General features: G+C 72.2%; 24 protein-coding genes. 8 read left to right on the top strand and 16 right to left on the bottom strand.

From position 1 onward, the window contains the following. Positions 1 to 48: 48 nt before the first annotated feature. Positions 49 to 1,809 (bottom strand): ATP-binding protein, encoded by a 1,761-nt coding sequence (locus AB0C38_RS20200; protein WP_360675617.1) that lies wholly within the window; start codon positions 1,807 to 1,809, stop codon positions 49 to 51. Beyond that, positions 1,799 to 2,497, bottom strand: coding sequence for a response regulator transcription factor (locus AB0C38_RS20195; RefSeq protein WP_360675272.1), 699 nt, complete (start codon positions 2,495 to 2,497; stop codon positions 1,799 to 1,801). Before AB0C38_RS20195 ends, AB0C38_RS20200 begins: the two co-directional genes overlap by 11 nt. Positions 2,498 to 2,576: 79 nt before the next feature. On the opposite strand from AB0C38_RS20195, the gene AB0C38_RS20190 reads away from it, so the two are divergent. The 5 genes from AB0C38_RS20190 to AB0C38_RS20170 are packed head-to-tail and all read left to right on the top strand — an operon-like array spanning position 2,577 to position 6,554. Further along, positions 2,577 to 3,617 (top strand): peptidoglycan-binding protein, encoded by a 1,041-nt coding sequence (locus AB0C38_RS20190; protein WP_360675269.1) that lies wholly within the window; start codon positions 2,577 to 2,579, stop codon positions 3,615 to 3,617. After that, positions 3,614 to 4,285, top strand: coding sequence for an ABC transporter ATP-binding protein (locus AB0C38_RS20185; RefSeq protein WP_360675267.1), 672 nt, complete (start codon positions 3,614 to 3,616; stop codon positions 4,283 to 4,285). The genes AB0C38_RS20190 and AB0C38_RS20185 overlap by 4 nt, the downstream gene beginning before the upstream one ends. Continuing rightward, entirely contained in the window at positions 4,282 to 5,448 is a 1,167-nt protein-coding gene (locus AB0C38_RS20180; RefSeq protein WP_360675264.1) for an ABC transporter permease, read from the top strand. The genes AB0C38_RS20185 and AB0C38_RS20180 overlap by 4 nt, the downstream gene beginning before the upstream one ends. 53 nt (positions 5,449 to 5,501) lie before the next feature. Next, positions 5,502 to 6,044 (top strand): hypothetical protein, encoded by a 543-nt coding sequence (locus AB0C38_RS20175; RefSeq protein WP_360675261.1) that lies wholly within the window; start codon positions 5,502 to 5,504, stop codon positions 6,042 to 6,044. A gap of 45 nt (positions 6,045 to 6,089) precedes the next feature. Beyond that, a complete protein-coding gene (locus AB0C38_RS20170; protein ID WP_360675258.1) occupies positions 6,090 to 6,554 on the top strand; it encodes a VOC family protein in 465 nt (154 codons plus the stop codon). Here the strand turns inward: AB0C38_RS20170 and rdgB are convergent. The 5 genes from rdgB to AB0C38_RS20145 are packed head-to-tail and all read right to left on the bottom strand — an operon-like array spanning position 6,551 to position 10,206. Beyond that, the gene (rdgB, locus tag AB0C38_RS20165) at positions 6,551 to 7,159 is read right to left on the bottom strand and encodes an RdgB/HAM1 family non-canonical purine NTP pyrophosphatase (RefSeq protein ID WP_360675255.1); all 609 of its coding nucleotides are present in this window, start codon (positions 7,157 to 7,159) and stop codon (positions 6,551 to 6,553) included. The genes AB0C38_RS20170 and rdgB overlap by 4 nt on opposite strands. Further along, complete coding sequence (rph, locus tag AB0C38_RS20160; protein ID WP_323322671.1) at positions 7,156 to 7,932, bottom strand: ribonuclease PH; 777 nt, start codon at positions 7,930 to 7,932, stop codon at positions 7,156 to 7,158. The genes rdgB and rph overlap by 4 nt, the downstream gene beginning before the upstream one ends. A gap of 23 nt (positions 7,933 to 7,955) precedes the next feature. After that, the gene (locus AB0C38_RS20155) at positions 7,956 to 8,723 is read right to left on the bottom strand and encodes an MBL fold metallo-hydrolase (RefSeq protein ID WP_360675252.1); all 768 of its coding nucleotides are present in this window, start codon (positions 8,721 to 8,723) and stop codon (positions 7,956 to 7,958) included. A gap of 29 nt (positions 8,724 to 8,752) precedes the next feature. Next, positions 8,753 to 9,559 carry a glutamate racemase gene (gene murI, locus AB0C38_RS20150; protein WP_360675249.1) on the bottom strand — a complete coding sequence of 269 codons (807 nt, stop codon included), beginning with the start codon at positions 9,557 to 9,559 and terminating at the stop codon, positions 8,753 to 8,755. Continuing rightward, the gene (locus tag AB0C38_RS20145; protein ID WP_360675246.1) at positions 9,556 to 10,206 is read right to left on the bottom strand and encodes a rhomboid family intramembrane serine protease; all 651 of its coding nucleotides are present in this window, start codon (positions 10,204 to 10,206) and stop codon (positions 9,556 to 9,558) included. Before AB0C38_RS20145 ends, murI begins: the two co-directional genes overlap by 4 nt. 92 nt (positions 10,207 to 10,298) lie before the next feature. Between AB0C38_RS20145 and AB0C38_RS20140 the strand changes: the two genes are divergently transcribed. Continuing rightward, entirely contained in the window at positions 10,299 to 11,147 is an 849-nt protein-coding gene (locus AB0C38_RS20140; protein WP_360675243.1) for an arylamine N-acetyltransferase, read from the top strand. A 1-nt stretch (position 11,148) separates the two neighbouring features. Here AB0C38_RS20140 and AB0C38_RS20135 read toward each other — a convergent pair whose 3' ends face one another. Then, complete coding sequence (locus AB0C38_RS20135) at positions 11,149 to 11,865, bottom strand: aspartate/glutamate racemase family protein (protein ID WP_360675615.1); 717 nt, start codon at positions 11,863 to 11,865, stop codon at positions 11,149 to 11,151. A 10-nt stretch (positions 11,866 to 11,875) separates the two neighbouring features. On the opposite strand from AB0C38_RS20135, the gene AB0C38_RS20130 reads away from it, so the two are divergent. Next, on the top strand, positions 11,876 to 12,703 hold the full coding sequence (locus AB0C38_RS20130) for an MBL fold metallo-hydrolase (protein WP_360675240.1): 828 nt from the start codon (positions 11,876 to 11,878) through the stop codon (positions 12,701 to 12,703). Between the two features lies 1 nt (position 12,704). Here the strand turns inward: AB0C38_RS20130 and AB0C38_RS20125 are convergent, their stop codons facing one another. The 3 genes from AB0C38_RS20125 to AB0C38_RS20115 all read right to left on the bottom strand — a co-directional run bounded on the left by AB0C38_RS20125 (position 12,705) and on the right by AB0C38_RS20115 (position 14,406). Next, positions 12,705 to 13,655: a cysteine synthase gene (locus AB0C38_RS20125; protein ID WP_360675237.1), complete on the bottom strand. Its 951-nt coding sequence runs from the start codon at positions 13,653 to 13,655 to the stop codon at positions 12,705 to 12,707. Between the two features lie 3 nt (positions 13,656 to 13,658). After that, on the bottom strand, positions 13,659 to 13,931 hold the full coding sequence (locus AB0C38_RS20120; RefSeq protein ID WP_086679767.1) for a MoaD/ThiS family protein: 273 nt from the start codon (positions 13,929 to 13,931) through the stop codon (positions 13,659 to 13,661). 67 nt (positions 13,932 to 13,998) lie between these two features. Beyond that, the gene (locus tag AB0C38_RS20115) at positions 13,999 to 14,406 is read right to left on the bottom strand and encodes a M67 family metallopeptidase (protein ID WP_284749739.1); all 408 of its coding nucleotides are present in this window, start codon (positions 14,404 to 14,406) and stop codon (positions 13,999 to 14,001) included. A gap of 38 nt (positions 14,407 to 14,444) precedes the next feature. Here AB0C38_RS20115 and AB0C38_RS20110 point away from each other — a divergent pair, with 38 nt between their 5' ends. Next, on the top strand, positions 14,445 to 14,570 hold the full coding sequence (locus AB0C38_RS20110; RefSeq protein WP_360675233.1) for a hypothetical protein: 126 nt from the start codon (positions 14,445 to 14,447) through the stop codon (positions 14,568 to 14,570). A 125-nt stretch (positions 14,571 to 14,695) separates the two neighbouring features. Here AB0C38_RS20110 and AB0C38_RS20105 read toward each other — a convergent pair whose 3' ends face one another. The 5 genes from AB0C38_RS20105 to clpS are packed head-to-tail and all read right to left on the bottom strand — an operon-like array spanning position 14,696 to position 17,297. Continuing rightward, on the bottom strand, positions 14,696 to 15,193 hold the full coding sequence (locus AB0C38_RS20105; protein WP_360675230.1) for a hypothetical protein: 498 nt from the start codon (positions 15,191 to 15,193) through the stop codon (positions 14,696 to 14,698). Continuing rightward, complete coding sequence (locus AB0C38_RS20100) at positions 15,190 to 15,435, bottom strand: ATP-dependent Clp protease adaptor ClpS (protein WP_360675227.1); 246 nt, start codon at positions 15,433 to 15,435, stop codon at positions 15,190 to 15,192. The genes AB0C38_RS20105 and AB0C38_RS20100 overlap by 4 nt, the downstream gene beginning before the upstream one ends. A gap of 31 nt (positions 15,436 to 15,466) precedes the next feature. Next, positions 15,467 to 16,447 carry a P1 family peptidase gene (locus tag AB0C38_RS20095; protein ID WP_360675224.1) on the bottom strand — a complete coding sequence of 327 codons (981 nt, stop codon included), beginning with the start codon at positions 16,445 to 16,447 and terminating at the stop codon, positions 15,467 to 15,469. Beyond that, complete coding sequence (locus AB0C38_RS20090; protein WP_360675221.1) at positions 16,444 to 17,001, bottom strand: DUF2017 domain-containing protein; 558 nt, start codon at positions 16,999 to 17,001, stop codon at positions 16,444 to 16,446. Before AB0C38_RS20090 ends, AB0C38_RS20095 begins: the two co-directional genes overlap by 4 nt. Continuing rightward, complete coding sequence (gene clpS / locus AB0C38_RS20085) at positions 16,998 to 17,297, bottom strand: ATP-dependent Clp protease adapter ClpS (protein ID WP_284749745.1); 300 nt, start codon at positions 17,295 to 17,297, stop codon at positions 16,998 to 17,000. The genes AB0C38_RS20090 and clpS overlap by 4 nt, the downstream gene beginning before the upstream one ends. Positions 17,298 to 17,346 lie beyond the last annotated feature (49 nt).

Raw genomic sequence — 17,346 nt, 5'->3', positions numbered from 1 at the left:
TCGGGCAACGCAAGTCGTGAGTGAGAAACCGTGTTCTAACCCTGTTTCTCACTCACGACCACTGGCACCGCTCGGCAGCCGCAGCGTGAACGTCGAGCCCTGACCGGGCACGGAGGCCGCCGTCGCCGTCCCGCCGTGGGCTTCCGCGAGCTTGCGGACGATCGCCAGGCCGAGGCCGCTGCCGCCGGTCCCCCGGGTGCGAGCCTTGTCGGCCCGCCAGAACCGGTCGAACACGTGCGGCAGGTCCTCGGGCGCGATCCCGGCGCCGGTGTCGGCGACCTCGATGACGACGTCGTCACCGTCCCGGCGCCCCCGCACCTCCACCGAGCCGCCGGCCGGGGTGTGCCGGACGGCGTTCGACACCAGGTTGCCGACGGCCTGCCGCAGCCGCACCGGGTCGGCGGTCAGCTCCAGCGCCCCGACCGAAACCGTCAGCGACACGTCCGCCGGCCGGAAAGCCGCGACGACCTGGGAGAGCAACGCCGCCGCGTCGACCGGCTCCGGGTGCAGCCTCAGCGCGCCGGCGTCGGCGAGGGCGAGGTCCTGCAGGTCGTCGACGATGTGCTGCAGGTGGACGGCCTCTTCGAGCAGCGAGTCGACCAGCTCGTCGTCGAGCCGGCTGATGCCGTCCTGGGTCGCTTCCAGCCAGCCGCGGATGTTGCTCAGCGGCGTGCGCAGCTCGTGCGCGATGTCGCTGACCATCGCCTTGCGGGTCTCCTCGAGACGTTCGCGGCTGGCGGACATGGCGTTGAACGCGGTGCCGAGCCGGGCGATCTCGTCGCGGCCGCGCACCTTGACCTGGGCGCCGGTCTCGCCGGCCTCCAGCCGCTGCGCCGCGCCGGTCAGGGCCCGCAGCGGGCGGATCAGCCGGAGCCCGGCGAACGCCGTGACCAGCAGCGTCAGCAGGAGGATCCCGCCGGCGACCTGGAAGAGCCGGACCTGGTTCTCCGGCGACAGCGTGAACCCCGCGGGCGGCTCGCCCGACGGCGCGGTGAGGTAGAGCGACGCGGCGGGCGCGACGTACGGCGTCAGCTGCTCCCGGCGCGCCGCGTTCAGGCACGACTGCACGGCCTGCTCGGACTCGGCGTTCTGCACACCCTTGCGCACCCAGGTGAAGTCCAGCAGCACCTGGACCTGCGCCAGTGGCTTCGCCTCGGGCCCGCGGTTGAGGCAGGCGTTGACCAGCGTGGACAGCTGGTCCAGCGCGGCCTGCTCGGTCTTCGCCGGGCGGCTGAGCGCGCTGCCGTTGCAGGAGGACAGGACGAACGGGTCGGCGCCCTCGATCCGCGGGTGCCCGCCCGGCGACGTCTCGACCGTCCCGACGCCCGAGCGGCCCTGCACGCACCGCAGCACCCGCTCGGCGACGGCGGCGAGGTTCGCGCGGTCGGCGTCGGACAACGCGTACGGGCCGACGGCGTCCGGGTCGATCCGGTCGGCGGTCGTGTCCTGGCCGAGCCCGGAGTCGACCGACAGCGGGTCGACGACGATCGAGGGCCGCAGCGGCAGCGGCCGTCCGTCGGTGGCCGAGTCGGCGACCGGGGTGCCGTCGGTCAGCGTGAGCGCGATGCGGCGGCCGGTGGTCGCGGCGGTGCCGCGCAGCTGGTCGGCGACGTCGCGCCAGTCCGGGTGCGTCGCGGCGTACTTCAGCAGCCCGCGGTAGATGTTCCCGTCGTCAGCCAGCGCCTGGCCCTGCTCCTGCTGGATGGCGCCGGACGTCGTGCGCGCGGCGAGCCACGCGGTGGCGGCGATCGAGGCCACCGCGACCAGCGCGGACAGCACGAACAACCGCAGGAGGAGGCTACGGCGCATCGGCACCCGCGGTCAGCTTGTAGCCGACGCCGTAGACGGTGAGCAGCCGCGCCGGGCGCCGCGGCTGCGCCTCGATCTTCTTGCGCAGGTTCATCACGTGCACGTCGATCGCGCGCTGGGTGATGAACCGGTCGAAGCCGTGCAGGTGCTCCAGCAACTGGCCGCGGCTGAACACCCGGTCGGGCTGGGCCGCCATCAGCTCCAGCAAGCCGAACTCACCCGGTGTGCAGTCGATCGCGCGGCCGTCGACGGTCACCTCGTGCCGCACCGGGTCGACGGTCAGCGTGCCGACGCGCGTGACACCGCCCTGACCCGGGCGCGCCGGGGCCGCGCGCCGCAGCAGCGTCCGGATCCGGGCCATCAGCTCGCGCGGGCTGAACGGCTTGGTGACGTAGTCGTCGGCGCCGAGGTCGAGCCCGGCGAGCAGATCGTCCTCTGTGGACCGTGCGGTGAGCATGAGCACCGGCAGGTCGGACTCCGCGCGCAGCGTCCGGCAGATTTCCAGGCCGTCCACCCCGGGCAGCATGACGTCGAGCACGAGCAGGTCCGGCGGGTGCCGGCGGACGAGGTCCAGCGCGACGGCGCCGTCTCCGACGACGACCACGGTGTGGCTCTCCCGCTCGAGGTAGCGCCGGACGAGCTCCGCCTGTTTGGCGTCGTCCTCGGCCAGCACGATGTGGGCGCACATGATCCCGAGCATAAGCGCGGCTATGGGAAGACCACGGTTTCCTGACCGGTCCCTGACATTCCGCTGCGAGCGTGACGCCATGAGCACTACCCGATCGGGTGGCCGGTGGGCGGTCGTCGCCGTGGTGGCCGTCCTGGGCGCGACGGCGTACTTCGTCGTCGACCACGGGCGCGGGACCGCCGCCCCGGCCGCGCCGCCGCCCGCCGTGACCACCGTCGCCGTCCGGAAGACCGACCTGGCGAACACGCAGTCGTTCACCGGCACCCTGGGATTCGGGACGCCGGTACCGGTGAAGGGCACGGGTGCCGGGACCGTGACGAAGCTGCCCGCCGTCGGCGACGTCGCCCAGCGCGGCAAGGCACTGTACTCAGTGGACGGCCGGCAAGTCCCCGTGTTCTTCGGCGACACCCCGCTGTTCCGCAAGCTCGACAACCCGGACCTGACCGGTCCGGACGTCGCCGTCGTCGCCGCCAACCTGGCCGCGCTGGGGTTCAAGGTCGGGCACCCGAAGACGTTCACCTTCGCCGAAACCCTGAGGAAGTGGCAGAAGAAGGCGGGCCTCGAGGAAACGGGAGTTCTGGACGTCGGGCAGGTCGTCGTGCTGCCCGGGCCGGTACGGGTCAACTCGGTGACCGCGCAGCCCGGCGACCCCGTCGCGGAGCCGCTGCTCACCGTCAGCGCCACGACGAAGGTGGTCGCCGCGCCGGTGTCCGCTTCGGACGTCGCGGCGATCAAGACCGGCGCCGCGGTGTCGGTGGTCCGGCCGGACGGCACGGCGGTCCCGGCCAAGGTGACGTCGGTGAGCACGGACGTGACGGGAACGCCGGACGGCGGGCCGCAGGGGCCGCCCAAGGTGACCGTCACGGTCACCCCGGACGACCCGAAGTCCGTCGCCGACCTCGATTCGGCGTCGGTGGAGGTCCGGATCGCCACCGAGACGCACGCGGGTGTGCTCGCGGTGCCGGTCGGCGCGCTGCTGGCGTTGCGCGAAGGCGGGTACGCCGTGCAGCTGCCGGGCGGAACCCTGAAAGCCGTCAAGACCGGGATGTTCGCGCGCGACCTCGTCGAGATCAGCGGCGCGGGGGTCACCGAAGGCCTGAAAGTGGTGACGACGTCGTGACGCCGGTACTGGCCCTGCGCGGGGTGAGCAAGCGCTATCCCGGCGACGTCGTCGCGCTCGACGACGTCACACTGACCGTTTCCGACGGCGAACTGCTGGCGATCGTCGGGCCGTCCGGATCCGGGAAGTCGACGTTGCTGCACATCGCCGGGACGCTCGACCGCGCGACGTCCGGCACGGTGGAGGTCGGCGGCGACGACGTCACGACGTTGTCCGACCGGCAGCTGTCCGCGCTGCGCGGGCGCCGGCTCGGGTTCGTGTTCCAGCAGTTCCACCTCACCGACGGCCTGTCCGCGGTGGACAACGTGGCCACCGGGCTGCTGTACGCCGGGGTGCCGCGCCGCCGCCGTCGCCCGCTGGCGCTGGACGCGCTGGGCCGGGTCGGGCTCGCGCACCGCGTGTCGCACCGGCCGCACGAGCTGTCCGGCGGGGAACGCCAGCGCGTCGCGATCGCGCGCGCCGTCGTCAACGACCCGGCGCTGGTGCTGGCCGACGAGCCGACCGGCGCGCTGGACACCGCGAACGGCCAGGCCGTGCTGGACCTGCTGACCGGGCTGCACGCCGAGGGCACGACGATCGCGGTCATCACGCACGACCGGGACATCGCGGCCGGGCTGCCCCGGCGCGTCGAGTTCCGCGACGGTCGCATCGTCGGGGACTCCGCGTGACGCCCGCCGACGTGCTCGGCGTGGGCCTGCTGGGTATCCGGACCCGGCCGCTGCGGGCGGCGCTGTCCGCGTTGGGGATCTCGCTCGGCATCGCGACGCTGATCGTGGTCACCGGCATCCCGGCGTCGAGCCAGGCCGCGCTGCTCGACCAGCTGACCGCGCTGGGCACGAACATGCTGCGCGCCGAACCGCAGCCGAACCAGACGCCGCCGGTGGTGCTGCCGGAGTCGGCGGTCGGGAGCGTCCGGCGGATCGGACCGGTGACCACGGCGGCGGCCGTCGCGAACACGCACGCGGTCGTCCGGCGGTCCGACCGCGTCGACCCGCAGGACGGCTCGGGACTCGCGGTGCTGGCCGCGTCACCCGGCCTGCTGCCGGCCCTGAACGGCAGTGTCCAATCAGGAAGGTTCATCGAGGCTTCGGACCTGCCCGTGGTGGCGCTCGGCTACGTCGCCGCGTCCCGGCTCGGCATCCCGCGCGTGGTACCGGGGCAGCCGCCACCGGTCGTGCTGATCGGGACGACCTGGTACACGGTTACCGGAGTGCTCGCGCCGATGCCCCTGGAACCGGAAGTCGAACGCGCGGTGCTGGTCGGCTGGGGCTCGGCGAAACGGTTCCTGGGCTTCGACGGGCACCCGACGGTCGTGTACGTGAAGGCGCGCGAGGACGCGATCGCCGACGTTCGCGCGGTCCTGCCGGCGACGCTGAACCCCTCGTTGCCAGGTTTGGTGCAGGTGTCGCGGCCGTCGGACGCGCTGGCGGCGAAACAGGCGACGCAGACGGCGTTCTCCGCGCTGTTCCTGGGGCTGGCGGGCGTGGCGCTGCTGGTCGGCGGGGTCGGCGTCGCCAACACGATGTTCGTCTCGGTGCTGGAACGCCGTCGCGAAATCGGCTTGCGACGAGCGTTGGGCGCGACGCGCGGGAACATCCGCGACCAGTTCCTCACCGAAGCCGTCGCGCTGTCGGGGCTCGGCGGGTGCGCGGGAACGGTGCTGGGCGTGCTGGTCACCCTGGGCTACACGACCTACCAGGGATGGCCGCCGGTGATCCCGGTCTCCGCGGTGGCGGGCGGCGTCTTCGGGGCGCTCGTGGTGGGCGTGCTGGCGGGGCTGCACCCGTCGCTGCGCGCCGCGCGGATGCCGCCGACGCAGGCGCTGGCATGAGTCGCTCACGGTGTGCTGACGAGTTCCTGAAAAGCAGCGGTCATGCTTTCGGCATGGCACTTCGTCTCCTGGCTGGTCTTGTTCTGCTGCTCGGCTTGGCCGCGTGTTCGTCCCCGCCGCCGGCGCCGCCGCAGGTGGCTTCGCTCACGACGCCTGTTTTGGTGCCGTCGTCTGCCGCGCCTTCCACGGACGCGGACGGCGGCCGTCCCCGCCACCGCGTCGACGAGACGGCGGAGGAGTCGACGCGCCTGATCGAGCCGTGGCGCTCGTGCATGAAGGACCACGGCGCGGACGTCGACACGCAGCCGAACAACATCGCCGGCGCGGAGAAGTGGAGCGCCGATCACAAGGACGCGGGTGACGCGTGCCGGGCGAAGCTGCCGCTGCTGCCGTGGGGCATGGACCGCGAGAACCCGGCGTACCAGGACAACATGCACAAGTGGGTGCAGTGCATGAACGACAAGGGCATGCACGTGGTGGAGACCCCGGACAACGACGAGTCGCCGTGGACGTATTCGAGCGACTCCCAGCCCCCGAACGCGGACAAGATCGAGCACGACTGCGAACTGGCGATCCTCGGCCCGAGTGACAAGTAGCACTCTTCTTGACCTCCACATTACTGGAGGTCTCAGCATGGCGTCATGACCGACTTGACGAAGGGCGTCACCGAACTGGTGCTGGAAGCCCGTGATCTCGAAGCGTCCGAACGCTTCTACACCGAAGTGCTGGGTCTGCCGGTGGTGCTGCGCTGGGAGGGCCCGGCGTGGAAGGGCCGCGAAGCGGTGTGGGTCCAGTCCGGCGACCGGACGCGAATCGGCCTGTGGAAGCCGTTCGTGGGCATCGCGGGAGCCCGCCCGGGAACGCACGTCCACTTCGCGATGACGGTGGCGGAAAAGGACTACGACGCGGCGGTGGCCAGGGCGCGCGCCCAAGGTGTTTCGGTGGACGAGGTGTACTTCGGCGACGACCCGGCCGCACCCGGCCAGCGTTCGGCGTACGTCACGGATCCCGACGGGCACGTGGTGGAGCTGTGGACCCGAGACGTCGCGACCCAGGTCGACGCCGGGCCACCGCACGCGGTGACGCCGGACGTCTTCGGGGTCTAGCTTTCGGCGAGTTCCCGCAACGCCGGGAGAAGCGCGCGAAGGGCGCGGCCGCGGTGCGAAACCGCGTCCTTCTCCGCCGGCTCCATCTCCGCCGACGTCCGGGTCTCGCCGTCCGGGCGGAAGATCGGGTCGTAGCCGAAACCGTTGGTGCCGCGCCGTTCCCGGACCATGGTCCCGCGCCACTCGCCGCGGACCACCGTCTCCTCGCCGGACAGCAGCACCAAAGCCGCCGCGCAGACGAACTGCGCTCCGCGACGCTCGTCCGGGACGTCCCCGAGCTGCCCCAGAACCAGGTTCAGGTTCGCCTCGTCGTCGCCGTGACCGCCCGACCACCGCGCCGACAGCACGCCCGGCATGCCGTTCAACGCGTCGATCGCGATGCCCGAGTCGTCGGCGATGGCCGGCAACCCGCACGCCGCCACCGCGTCACGGGCCTTCGCCACCGCGTTGCCCTCGAAATCGGGCGCCGTCTCCGGTGCCTCCGGGAACGAGGGGATGTCCGCGAGTCCGAGAACCTCGATGCCGGAGATCCCCTCAGCGAGCAGGATCCGCCGCAGCTCCCCCAGCTTCTTCGCGTTGCGCGTGGCCAGAAGCAGCTTCGTCACTTCGAGCCCTTCTTCTTGTCCGGACGCGGCTCCGGCAGCTCGCCCGGGTACGGCAGCGCCAGCGCCTCGTTCTGCAGCCGGGTCAGCTCTTCGCAGCCGGCCTGCGCCAGGTCGAGCATCTTGTCCAAAGTGGACCGGGCGAAGGTCGCGCCCTCGCCGGTGCCCTGGACCTCGATCAGCGTGCCCGCGTCCGTCGCCACCACGTTCATGTCGACCTCGGCGCGCGAGTCCTCCTCGTACGGCAGGTCGAGGCGCACCCGGCCGTCGACCACGCCGACGCTCACCGCCGCCACCGACGACGACAGCGGCTGCGGGTCGTTGAGCCGGTTCGCCGCGGCCAGCCACGTGATCGCGTCGGCCAGCGCGACGTAACCGCCGGTCACCGCGGCCGTGCGCGTGCCGCCGTCGGCCTGGATGACGTCGCAGTCGATGACGATCGTGTTCTCGCCCAGCGCCGCCAGGTCGATGCAGGCGCGCAGCGAGCGGCCGATCAGCCGCGAGATCTCGTGCGTGCGCCCGCCGATCCGGCCCTTCACGGACTCGCGGTCACCCCGCGTGTTGGTCGCGGACGGCAGCATCGCGTACTCGGCGGTCACCCACCCGAGCCCGGACCCGGCCCGCCAGCGCGGCACCCCTTCGGTGACGCTCGCGGCGCACAGCACCCGCGTGTTGCCGAATTCGATCAGCACCGACCCCGCCGGCCACTGCTGGAACCCCCGGGTGATCTTGATGTCACGGAGCTGGTCGTCGTTCCTGCCATCTTTTCGAGCCACGGGAGCACTCTAGGACCGGCCACTCAGACGTCGTAGACGGCACCCTGCTTGACGACCTCGGCCCCCGCGAACTCCGCCGACGCCTCGGCCAGAACCGCGCCCGCGTCCGTCCACGGCGCGATGTGCGTCAGCAGCAGCCGCCCGACTCCGGCGTCGCGCGCCAGCTCGCCGGCCTGCTTCCCCGACAGGTGCACCCCGGCCGGGCGTTCGGCCGAATCCGTCCAGGACGCCTCGGCCAGCAGCAGGTCGACGCCGTCGGCGAGCTCGTTCAGCGCCGCGCACGGCCCGGTGTCGCCGGTGAACGCGAGGATCCGGCCGCCGTAGGAGATGCGCAGGCCGTACGCCGGGGTCGGGTGGTCGACCTCGAACGGGCCGACCTCGAACGGGCCGATCCGGAACGGCTCGGGCCGCAGCGGGTGGAAGGCGTAGACGTCGGTGAGGTCGGTGGTGGCCCGCTCGGTCTCGTTGGGCGCGTAGGCGTTCGCGAGCCGCAGAGGCGCGTCGTGCGGCGCGTACAGCGGTAGCAGGCGCGGGCGCGCCGGGTACGGCGGCGCCGGGTGGTAGCGCCGCAGGACGGTGAGCGCGCTGACGTCGGCGCAGTGGTCGGGGTGCAGGTGCGTGAGCACCAAGGCGTCCAGGTCGAACGGGTCGGCCACGGCCTGCAGCTGCGCCAGCGTGCCGTTGCCGAGTTCGAGGCCGAGCAGGAAGCCTTCGGCCTCGACCAGGTAACCGGACGCGGCGGTGTTCGGCCCGGGGATGCTGCCGGAGCACCCGAGGATGGTCAGTCGCACCTCGACACCCTAAGCGTCCAGGGGCCTGATCACGCGGTGGTGGGAGCGAGGACACCCGGGGCGAACCCCATGAACCGCTGGGCGAGCCGGGTGAAGGGCTCGGCCGAGCCGGTGGCGAGGAACTCGTGCCGCGGCGGCGTCTCCCGGGTCGTCAGCAGGTCCCGCTCGGTGAGCACCCGGACGACGTCCTTGGCCGTCTCGTCCGCGCTCGAAACCAGGGTGACCTCCTGGCCCATCACGATCTGCAGCACGCCCTGCAGGAGCGGGTAGTGCGTGCAGCCGAGCACGAGCGTGTCGACCTCGGCGTCGAGCAGGGGCTGGAGGTAGCCCTGCGCGAGCCCGAGCACCTGGCGGCCGGAGGTGATGCCGCGCTCGACGAAGTCGACGAACCGCGGGCAGGCGACGCTGGTGAGCGTGATGCCCGGCGCCGCGGCGAACGCGTCCTCGTAGGCGCGGGACCGCACGGTGCCCTCGGTGCCGATCACGCCGACCCGGCCGGTGTGCGTGGCCACGACGGCGCGGCGGGCGGCGGGTAGGACGACCTCGATCACCGGCACGTCGTAGCGCTCGCGGGCGTCGCGCAGGCAGGCCGCGGACGCCGTGTTGCACGCGATGACCAGGGCCTTCACACCGCTTTCGACGATCTCGTCGAGCGCCGCGAGCGCGTAGCTGCGGGCGGTGGCGATCGGGAGCGGGCCGTACGGGTTGTGCGCCGTGTCGCCGACGTAGCGAAGCTGCTCGGCGGGCAGCTGCTCGAGGAGTGCCCTCGCGACCGTCAGCCCGCCGACGCCGGAATCGAACACCCCGATCGGGGCATCAGCGGGCGAGGACGTCACCCTTCGAGGTTACCCGGCGCCGCGGACTCGGCTTTGCGCGACTTGCCCGTGCGGCCGGTCAGCCACGCCGCGAGGACGCCGGCCAGCGCGCCGAAGACGTGTCCCTGCCAGGAAACGCCGGTGTTGCCCGGCAGCAGCCCGAGGAGCATCCCGCTCCACACGCCGAGCAGGACGACGGCGACCAGGATCTGCCCGGCCGCGCGGTTGAAGATGCCGCGCACCAGCAGGTAGGCGAGCCAGCCGAAGGCCAGCCCGGACGCGCCGACGGTGACCGCGTTCGCCGGCCCGATCAGCCACACCCCGAGCCCGGACACCACCCAGATGATGGCCGTGACCAGGGCGAACCGGCCGATGCCGGCGGCCATGGCGAGGAAGGAGAACACGAGCACCGGCACGGTGTTCGCGAACAGGTGCGACCAGCCGGCGTGCAGCAGCGGCGCGAACAGCACGCCGTCGAGGCCGGAGAGCACCCGCGAATGGATGCCGCCCTGGTCCAGGTCGCCGGGCAGGATCACGTCCACCAGCTCGACCAGGTAGAGCAGCAGGGTGAACGAGAGCGCGACGAGCGCGGCCGCCTTGGGTTTCGGCGGCAGCACGCGCTTGGCGGCGTCGGTTTCCGGGGCGGGGTTCACGGGCAAAGTGCTCACGTGATCGACGCTACGTCGCTCCCGCCCGGTGCGCCTCGGGTGAAATCCCTGATCCGGGCTTTTTGTCGGTCCCTCCCGCTAGCGTCTGCGGCATGGGGAACTTCGACTTTCGCGGGTATCTGGAGCGGCTCGGCCTCGACGCGGAGCCGCCGAGCGTGGCCGCGCTGCGGCGGCTGCACGCGGCACAGGTCGAGCGCGTGCCGTACGAGGCGCTGGAGGTCCAGCTCGGGCGGCCGACGCCGCTGGAGCCGTCGGCTTCGCTCGCGCGGATCCTGCGCGGCCGCGGCGGCTACTGCTACCACCTGAACGGCGCTTTCTCGGCCCTGCTGCGCGAGCTCGGTTACCAGGTCACGCGCCACCTCGGCGGGGTGCAGGGCAGCCCGGGCGACGCGCCGAACGTCGACCGCAACCACCTCGCGCTGACCGTCACCGGCGTGCCGGACGAGCCGGCGACGACGTGGCTGGTCGACGCCGGGCTGGGCGACGGCATCCACGAGCCGCTCCCCCTACGGGAAGGCACGTACCGGCAGGGCCCGCACACCTACGGGCTGCGGCCGTCGACGGTGGCGCCGGGCGGCTGGCGGTTCGACCACGACCCATCGGGCAGCTTCGCGGGCTTCGACTTCGCGCCGGGCGCGGCGGAGATGGCCGACTTCGCGGAGAAGCACGCGTGGCTGTCGACGGCGCCGGAGTCCGGGTTCGTCCGGGTCTGCGTGCTGCAACGCCGGGACGCGGCGGGCGTCGACACCCTGCGGGCGCGGACCCTGAACCGCCACGGCGCCAAGGAGGTCATCGAGTCTCCGCGGGACTGGTGGACGGCCGCGGCGGACGTCTTCGGCATCACCCCGGACCTGTTCACGGCCGAGGAGCGCGAACGCCTGTGGCGGCAGGTCGTGGCGCAGCACGAAACCCACGCGAACGGGCCGGTGGTCAGCGTGTGAGTCAGGACGGCGGCGCGGGCAGCGGGATCCGGCCCAGCGCGTGGTCGACGGCGGCGTCGGCGTGCAGGCGGGTCGTGGGGAAGGTCGGCACCGGCGAGTCCTCGGGGCCGACGAGCAGCTCGATCTCCGTGCACCCGTAGATCACGCCCTCGGCACCCGCCTCGACCAGCCGCGCGATCACCTCGCGGTAAGCCTGCCGGGAAGTGTCCTCGACGACCCCGAACACCAGCTCGTCGTAAATGACGCGGTGCACGAGGTCCCGGTCTTCGGCGCTCGGCACGAGCACGTCCAAGCCGTGCGCGGCGAGCCGGTCGCGGTAGAACGGCTGCCCCATGGTGAACCCGGTGCCGAGCAGCCCGACCCGGCGGATCCCGGCCGCCTTGACGGCCGCAGCGGTGGCGTCGCCGAGGTGCAGCAGCGGGATGCCGAGGCCGTCGGCCAGCTCGGGAGCGACCTTGTGCATGGTGTTGGTGCAGAGCACGACGAAGTCGGCACCGGCCGCTTCGAGCGCGCGAGCCGCGCGGTTGAGCTCCGCGCCGGCGTCGTCCCAGCGGTCTTCGGCCTGCATGGCCTCGATGGCGGCGAAGTCGACGGAGTAGAGCACGGTGTGCGCCGAGTGGAACCCGCCGAGAGCGGCTTTCACCCGTTCGTTCACCAACCGGTAGTACTCGAGCGACGATTCCCAGCTCATCCCGCCGAGCAGCCCGATGACCTTCATGCTGTTCAGCATGCCCGAACTGCGCACGGCCTTCGCCGGGGTGTCGAACGTCCTGGTCACCGACGGCACCTCGAGCGTGCTGGTCGACGGCTTCTTCTCGCGGCCGTCCCTGCTGAAGATGGCGACGCGGGTGGCGCCGGACCGCGGCCGGATCGACGAGGCCCTGCGCCGGCTCGGCGTCACGAAGCTCGACGCCGTCCTGGTGGCGCACTCCCACGTCGACCACGTCCTCGACGCGCCGGTCGTCGCCGAGCTGACCGGCGCCACGCTGGCGGGCTCGCCGTCCACGCGGAAGGTCCAGGAGGGCTACGACCTCGCCGCCGAGCCGTTCGAAGAGCTCGTGCCGGGCAAGCCGGTGGAGTTCGGCGCCTTCACCGTGACACCGGTCGACACCCGGCACAGCGACGGCGACCGGGTGCCCGGCGAGATCACCGAGCCCGTGCGGCTGCCGGCCAAGGCGAAGGCCTTCAAGACCGGCCGGTGCTACTCGTTCCACATCGCCCACGCGGCGGGCAACGTCCTGGTCCACGCGTCGGCGAACTTCGTGCCCGGCGCACTGGCCGGCTACGACGCGGACGTCGTCTACCTCGGCGCCGGAGCGGCCGGGAAGCAGACGGAGGAATGGCGGGAGCGGTACTGGCGGGAGACGGTCGGCGCGCTCCACCCCCGCGTCGTCCGGCCGATCCACTGGGACGCCTTCTGGCGCCCGCTGTCCAAGCCGCTCAAGCTGCTGCCGAAGGTCTTCGACGACCTGGGGACGACCATGGCCACCTTCCAGCGGCTCGCCGCCGAAGACGGGATCGACCTCGCCCTGCCCGAACTCTGGAAGGCCGAGTGACTCAGGCCCAGAGCTGCCCGTCGAGCCGTGCCGCGGCCTCGTCGAGCGAGCCCGCGTAGGCACCCGTCGACAGGTACTTCCACCCGGCGTCCGCGACGACGAAAGCGACGTCCGCGGTCTCTCCGCGAGCAGCGGCCTTCTCGGCCACCGCCAGCGCCGCGTGCAGCACCGCGCCCGTCGAGATGCCCGCGAAGATGCCTTCGTTCTCCAGCAGTTCCCGCGTGCGGCGCAGCGCGTCGTACGCGCCGACGGAGAAGCGGCTGTTCAGCACGCTGGGGTCGTACAGCTCCGGGACGAACCCCTCGTCGAGGTTGCGCAGGCCGTACACCAGCTCGCCGTAGCGGGGCTCGGCCGCGATGACCTGGACGTCCGGCTTGGCCTCGTGCAGGTACCGGCCGACACCCACCAGCGTCCCGGTCGTGCCGAGGCCGCCGACGAAGTGCGTCAGCGTCGGCAGGTCCTTGAGCAGCTCCGGGCCGGTGCCGCGGTAGTGCGCGTCGGCGTTGGCCGGGTTGCCGTACTGGTAGAGCATCACCCAGTCCGGGTTCGCCTCGGCCAGCTCCTTCGCCCGCCGGACGGCCTCGTTCGAGCCGCCGGCGGCCGGCGAGAAGACGATCCGCGCGCCGTAGGCCTGCAGCAGCTGCTTGCGCTCGGTCGAGGTGTTCTCCGGCATCACGCAGACCAGCCCGTAGCCCTTGAGCTTGGCGGCCATGGCCAGCGAGATGCCGGTGTTGCCCGACGTCGGCTCCAGGATCGTGGAGCCGCGCCGCAGCTTGCCTTCGCGCTCGGCGGCTTCGATCATGGCCAGCGCGGGGCGGTCCTTGATCGAGCCGGTCGGGTTGCGGTCCTCCAGCTTCGCCCACAGGCGCACGTCGTGCGTGGGCGAAAGCCGGGGCAGCCCGACCAGCGGGGTGCCGCCGAGCGCGTCGAGCAGGGACTCGAAGCGAGCCATCGATCAGCCACCGGCCACGGCGGGGAGGATGGTCAGGGTGTCGCCGTCCTTGACCTCGGCCTCGAGCCCGCCGGCGAAGCGCACGTCCTCGTCGTTCACGTAGACGTTGATGAAGCGGTGCAGCTTCTCCTCCTTCACCAGGCGGCCCTTGATGCCGGCGTGGCGGGACTCGACGTCGTCGATGACCTCGAGGACGGTCGCGCCCTTCGCCTCGACGGACTTCTCGCCGCCGGTGTGGGTGCGCAGGATCGTCGGGATGGAGACGGTCACGGCCATGGGTTCTTACCTCCGGTGGGTTCTTACACGCAGACGCCGGTGGCGCGGCGGTTTATTCCGAGCGGGGTCAGTCGACGATCTCGACCGGCTCCTCGGTGATCTCGGCGTCCACGATCCGGTACGACCGGAACTCGTGCACTTCGGGGTCGCGAGTGGAGACGAGCACGTAGTGCGCGTCCGGCTCGGCCGCGATGTTCGCGTCGGTCCGCGACGGGTAGGCCTCGGTCGCGGTGTGCGAGTGGTAGATCACTACGGGCACCTCGTCGTTGGCGGCCATCTCGCGGTAGAGCTTCAGCAGGTCACCGGAGTCGAACTCGTAGAAGGTCGGCGAGCGCGCGGCGTTGAGCATGGGGATGAACCGCTCGGCCGAGTCGGACCCCTCGGGTCCGGCGATCACGCCGCACGCCTCGTCGGGGTGGTCACGGCGGGCATGGGCGACGATCTCGTCGACGAGTTCACGGCGGATCCGGAGCACACCCACATCTTAGGTGGTGGACACGAGCTGTCCAGATGATGAGATCTACCGCTCACCAGGCATTCCTGGGACACTCGCTCTACGTCAACCGCATGCGCCTGCGGGTCGGGTTCCTGGTCATGGTGACCGACCGGCGCGTGACGCTGCCGGCCTGTGGCCGCTGAAGCCTGCACCGCCCGAAGCAGATCTGGGAGCGCCTGCCGCGCGACACCGAACTGGGGCCGCTGGAGATCCACCCGTCGCTGGGCCCGCCCTGCCCGACGACCCTTACCCGGGCGGCTGACCCCGGTCACAGCTCCAGGAACACCGGCACGTCGTCCCGGGCCAGCGCGGCCGTGGCGAGGTGGCTTTCCAGGTCCTGCAGCCAGACGGCGGTCCGCTCGGCGCCCCACCGCGCCGCGAACATGCCCGTGCCCGACGCCTTCCACCGCGCCGGCCGCAGGGTGACAGTCTGGGCGTGGACCAGCGCGAGCCGCAGGTCGCGGGCGCCCGCCAGGTCGAGATCGAGCTCGGTCCCGCCGTCCCAGGCCGCGAGCACCCGGGAGAACGTGGCGGCCACCTCGGCCCGCATCGCGGCACCGTGCCGGTCCCGGAAGGCCGCGCTGGGCTCCCGGGTGTCGTAGGCGTCGGGGAACAGCCGGTGGTCGGGGATCCCGGTCCGCCGGTCCGAGCCGGCCAGGCGCGCGGCGACGTCGGTGAGCGTGTGGTGCAGCACCGCGGCCGTGTTCGGTGCCAGCTGGAGCCGGACGCGGCCGGCCATCCCGGTGACGTGCACGAAGTCGGTCATCCGACGCTCCGCAGGGTCGCGCGCAGGCCGCGGATCTGCAACGCCGCGACGACGTTTTCCGCGTCCGCCGCGGACACCGGGGGTTCGAGGTCGGCCGAGCCGGTGGTGTGGACCCGCTCGGCGGTCGCCCAGCACGCGTCGACCGGCCAGCCGAGGAGCTCTTCCAGCACCAAGGTCACCCCGGGGAAGGTGTTCACGTTGTCATCGTGGATCCGCACGATCCACTTCTCCTCGGTCCGCACGCGAGGATGATCCGTGCGGAGCGCCCCGGTGTTACGCGAACGCTTCCGGCCACACGTCCCGGTAGGCCGGCACCCCGCCCGCGGCCGTCGCCGCCAGCAGGCCGTGCACCATCGCCCGCGCGAACACCCGCGCGGCCGCCGAGCACAGGGCGTCCAACGCCGCCGGCCGCGCCGCCGCGCCGAACGGGCCACTTGCCTCCGGCAGCTCGCGCGCCCCCGTGGCCAGCGCGAACACCGTGTCGCCGTCGAACATCGTGTGGGCCGGGCGCACCGCGCGCGCCAGCCCGTCCTGGGCCGCGACCGCGATCCGGCGGGCCTCGGCCTTCGACAACCCCGCGTCCACCGCGACCACGCCGATGGTCGTGTTCAGGTCGGTCGAGCGAGAAGGCAGCGAAGCAGCGCGAGAAGGCCACGTGACGCCGAAGTCGCCGTGGTCGGCGGCGTACGCGCGTCCAGTGGACAGATCCACGGCCTCACCGGCCGCGTTGACCGCCGCCAAAGCTCCGACCGTGTACTCGCCGACGACCTCGCTCGCGGAACCGATCCCGCCCTTCAACGACCCCACGGCCGCCCCCGCACCCGCCCCGACCGTCCCCTGCGCGAACGAGTCCGACGCCGCTTCGCACGCCGCGTAGCCGAAGGACGCGTCAGGCCGGTTGCCCCACTCACTGCGCGGCAAGTCGAACAGCACCGCCGCGGGCACGATCGGCACGACCTCGTGCGGCTGCATCCCGACGGGAAACCCCAGGTTCCGCTCGGCGAGCCACCGCATGACGCCGTCGGCCGCGGCCAGCCCGTAGGCGCTCCCGCCGGAGAGGCAGATCGCGTTCACCCGCTGCACCAGGTTCTCCGGCTCCAGCAGGTTGGTCTCCCGCGTGCCGGGCGCGCCGCCGCGCTGGTCGACCGCGCCGACCGCGCCATCGGGCACCAGGACCACCGTCGTCCCGGTCGCCCAGCCGTCACCGACCCGCTCGTGGTGCCCGACCAGGACACCTGGCACGTCGGTGATCATCCGGTCAGCGCCTGGATCAGCGTCTCCTGCACCCAGGTCAGCCAGTGGTAGACGCCCAGGTGCGGCGCCCGCGGGTCGTCCTCGGGCAGCTCGTCGGGCATGTCGTCGGTGACGTCGAGCGCGGTGCCGAGCGCCAGCCGGACGTCGTTGAGCGCGCCCAGCCAGGCGTCGGCCTGCTCTTCGGTCAGCCGGACGTGGCCGCCGTCGCGCGGCAGCGTGTCGAGCACGATCTTGGCGACGCCGACCTTGATGTCCAGCAGCTCCGGCTCGTGCAGTGAGCGCATCGCCGAGGCGGAGTCGAGGTCTTCGCTGGTCGGGTTGTCCGGGTCCAGCTTGTGGAAGTCCGGGAGCAGCCGCGACAGCACCGGGTCGTCCGGGGACTCGGTCGGCCCGATCCGGATGCCGGTCAGCTCGGCGAGTTCGTCCTGCGGCGCCTCTTCGGCGCGCGCGGTGAGCATGTCCTCGAGCTGGCTGACCAGCCCGCGCAGCACCGCGGCTTCCTGCTGCTCGAACCCCGCGTGGATCACCGCGCCCTTGCGCCGCCAGCCGTTCACGAGGTCTGCTCCATCGTGGCCCACAGGCCCGCCGCGTGCAGCTTCGCCACGTCGGTCTCCACCTTTTCCTTGGAGCCGGACGAGACGATCGCCTTGCCCTTGTGGTGCACGTCCAGCATGAGCTTGGTGGCGTGGTCACGCCCGTACCCGAACAGCTTCTGGAAGACGTACGTGACGTACGACATCAGGTTGACCGGGTCGTTCCACACCACGGTCCGCCAGGGTGTGTCCGACTCGGCGACCTCGGCACCGGCCGGCTCGACCTGCGTCTGCTCGGCTGCGACAGGCATGGACATGCACCCCATGGTGTCACGGGGGCGACAGGGTACGCCGCGCCAGGTCCGG

It is taken from the genome of Amycolatopsis sp. NPDC048633, from assembly GCF_040650695.1.
In the GTDB taxonomy this organism is placed as follows: Bacteria; Actinomycetota; Actinomycetes; order Mycobacteriales; family Pseudonocardiaceae; genus Amycolatopsis.
Note: the sequence above shows the minus strand (reverse complement) of the source record. Positions and strands in the feature narration are given on the sequence as shown.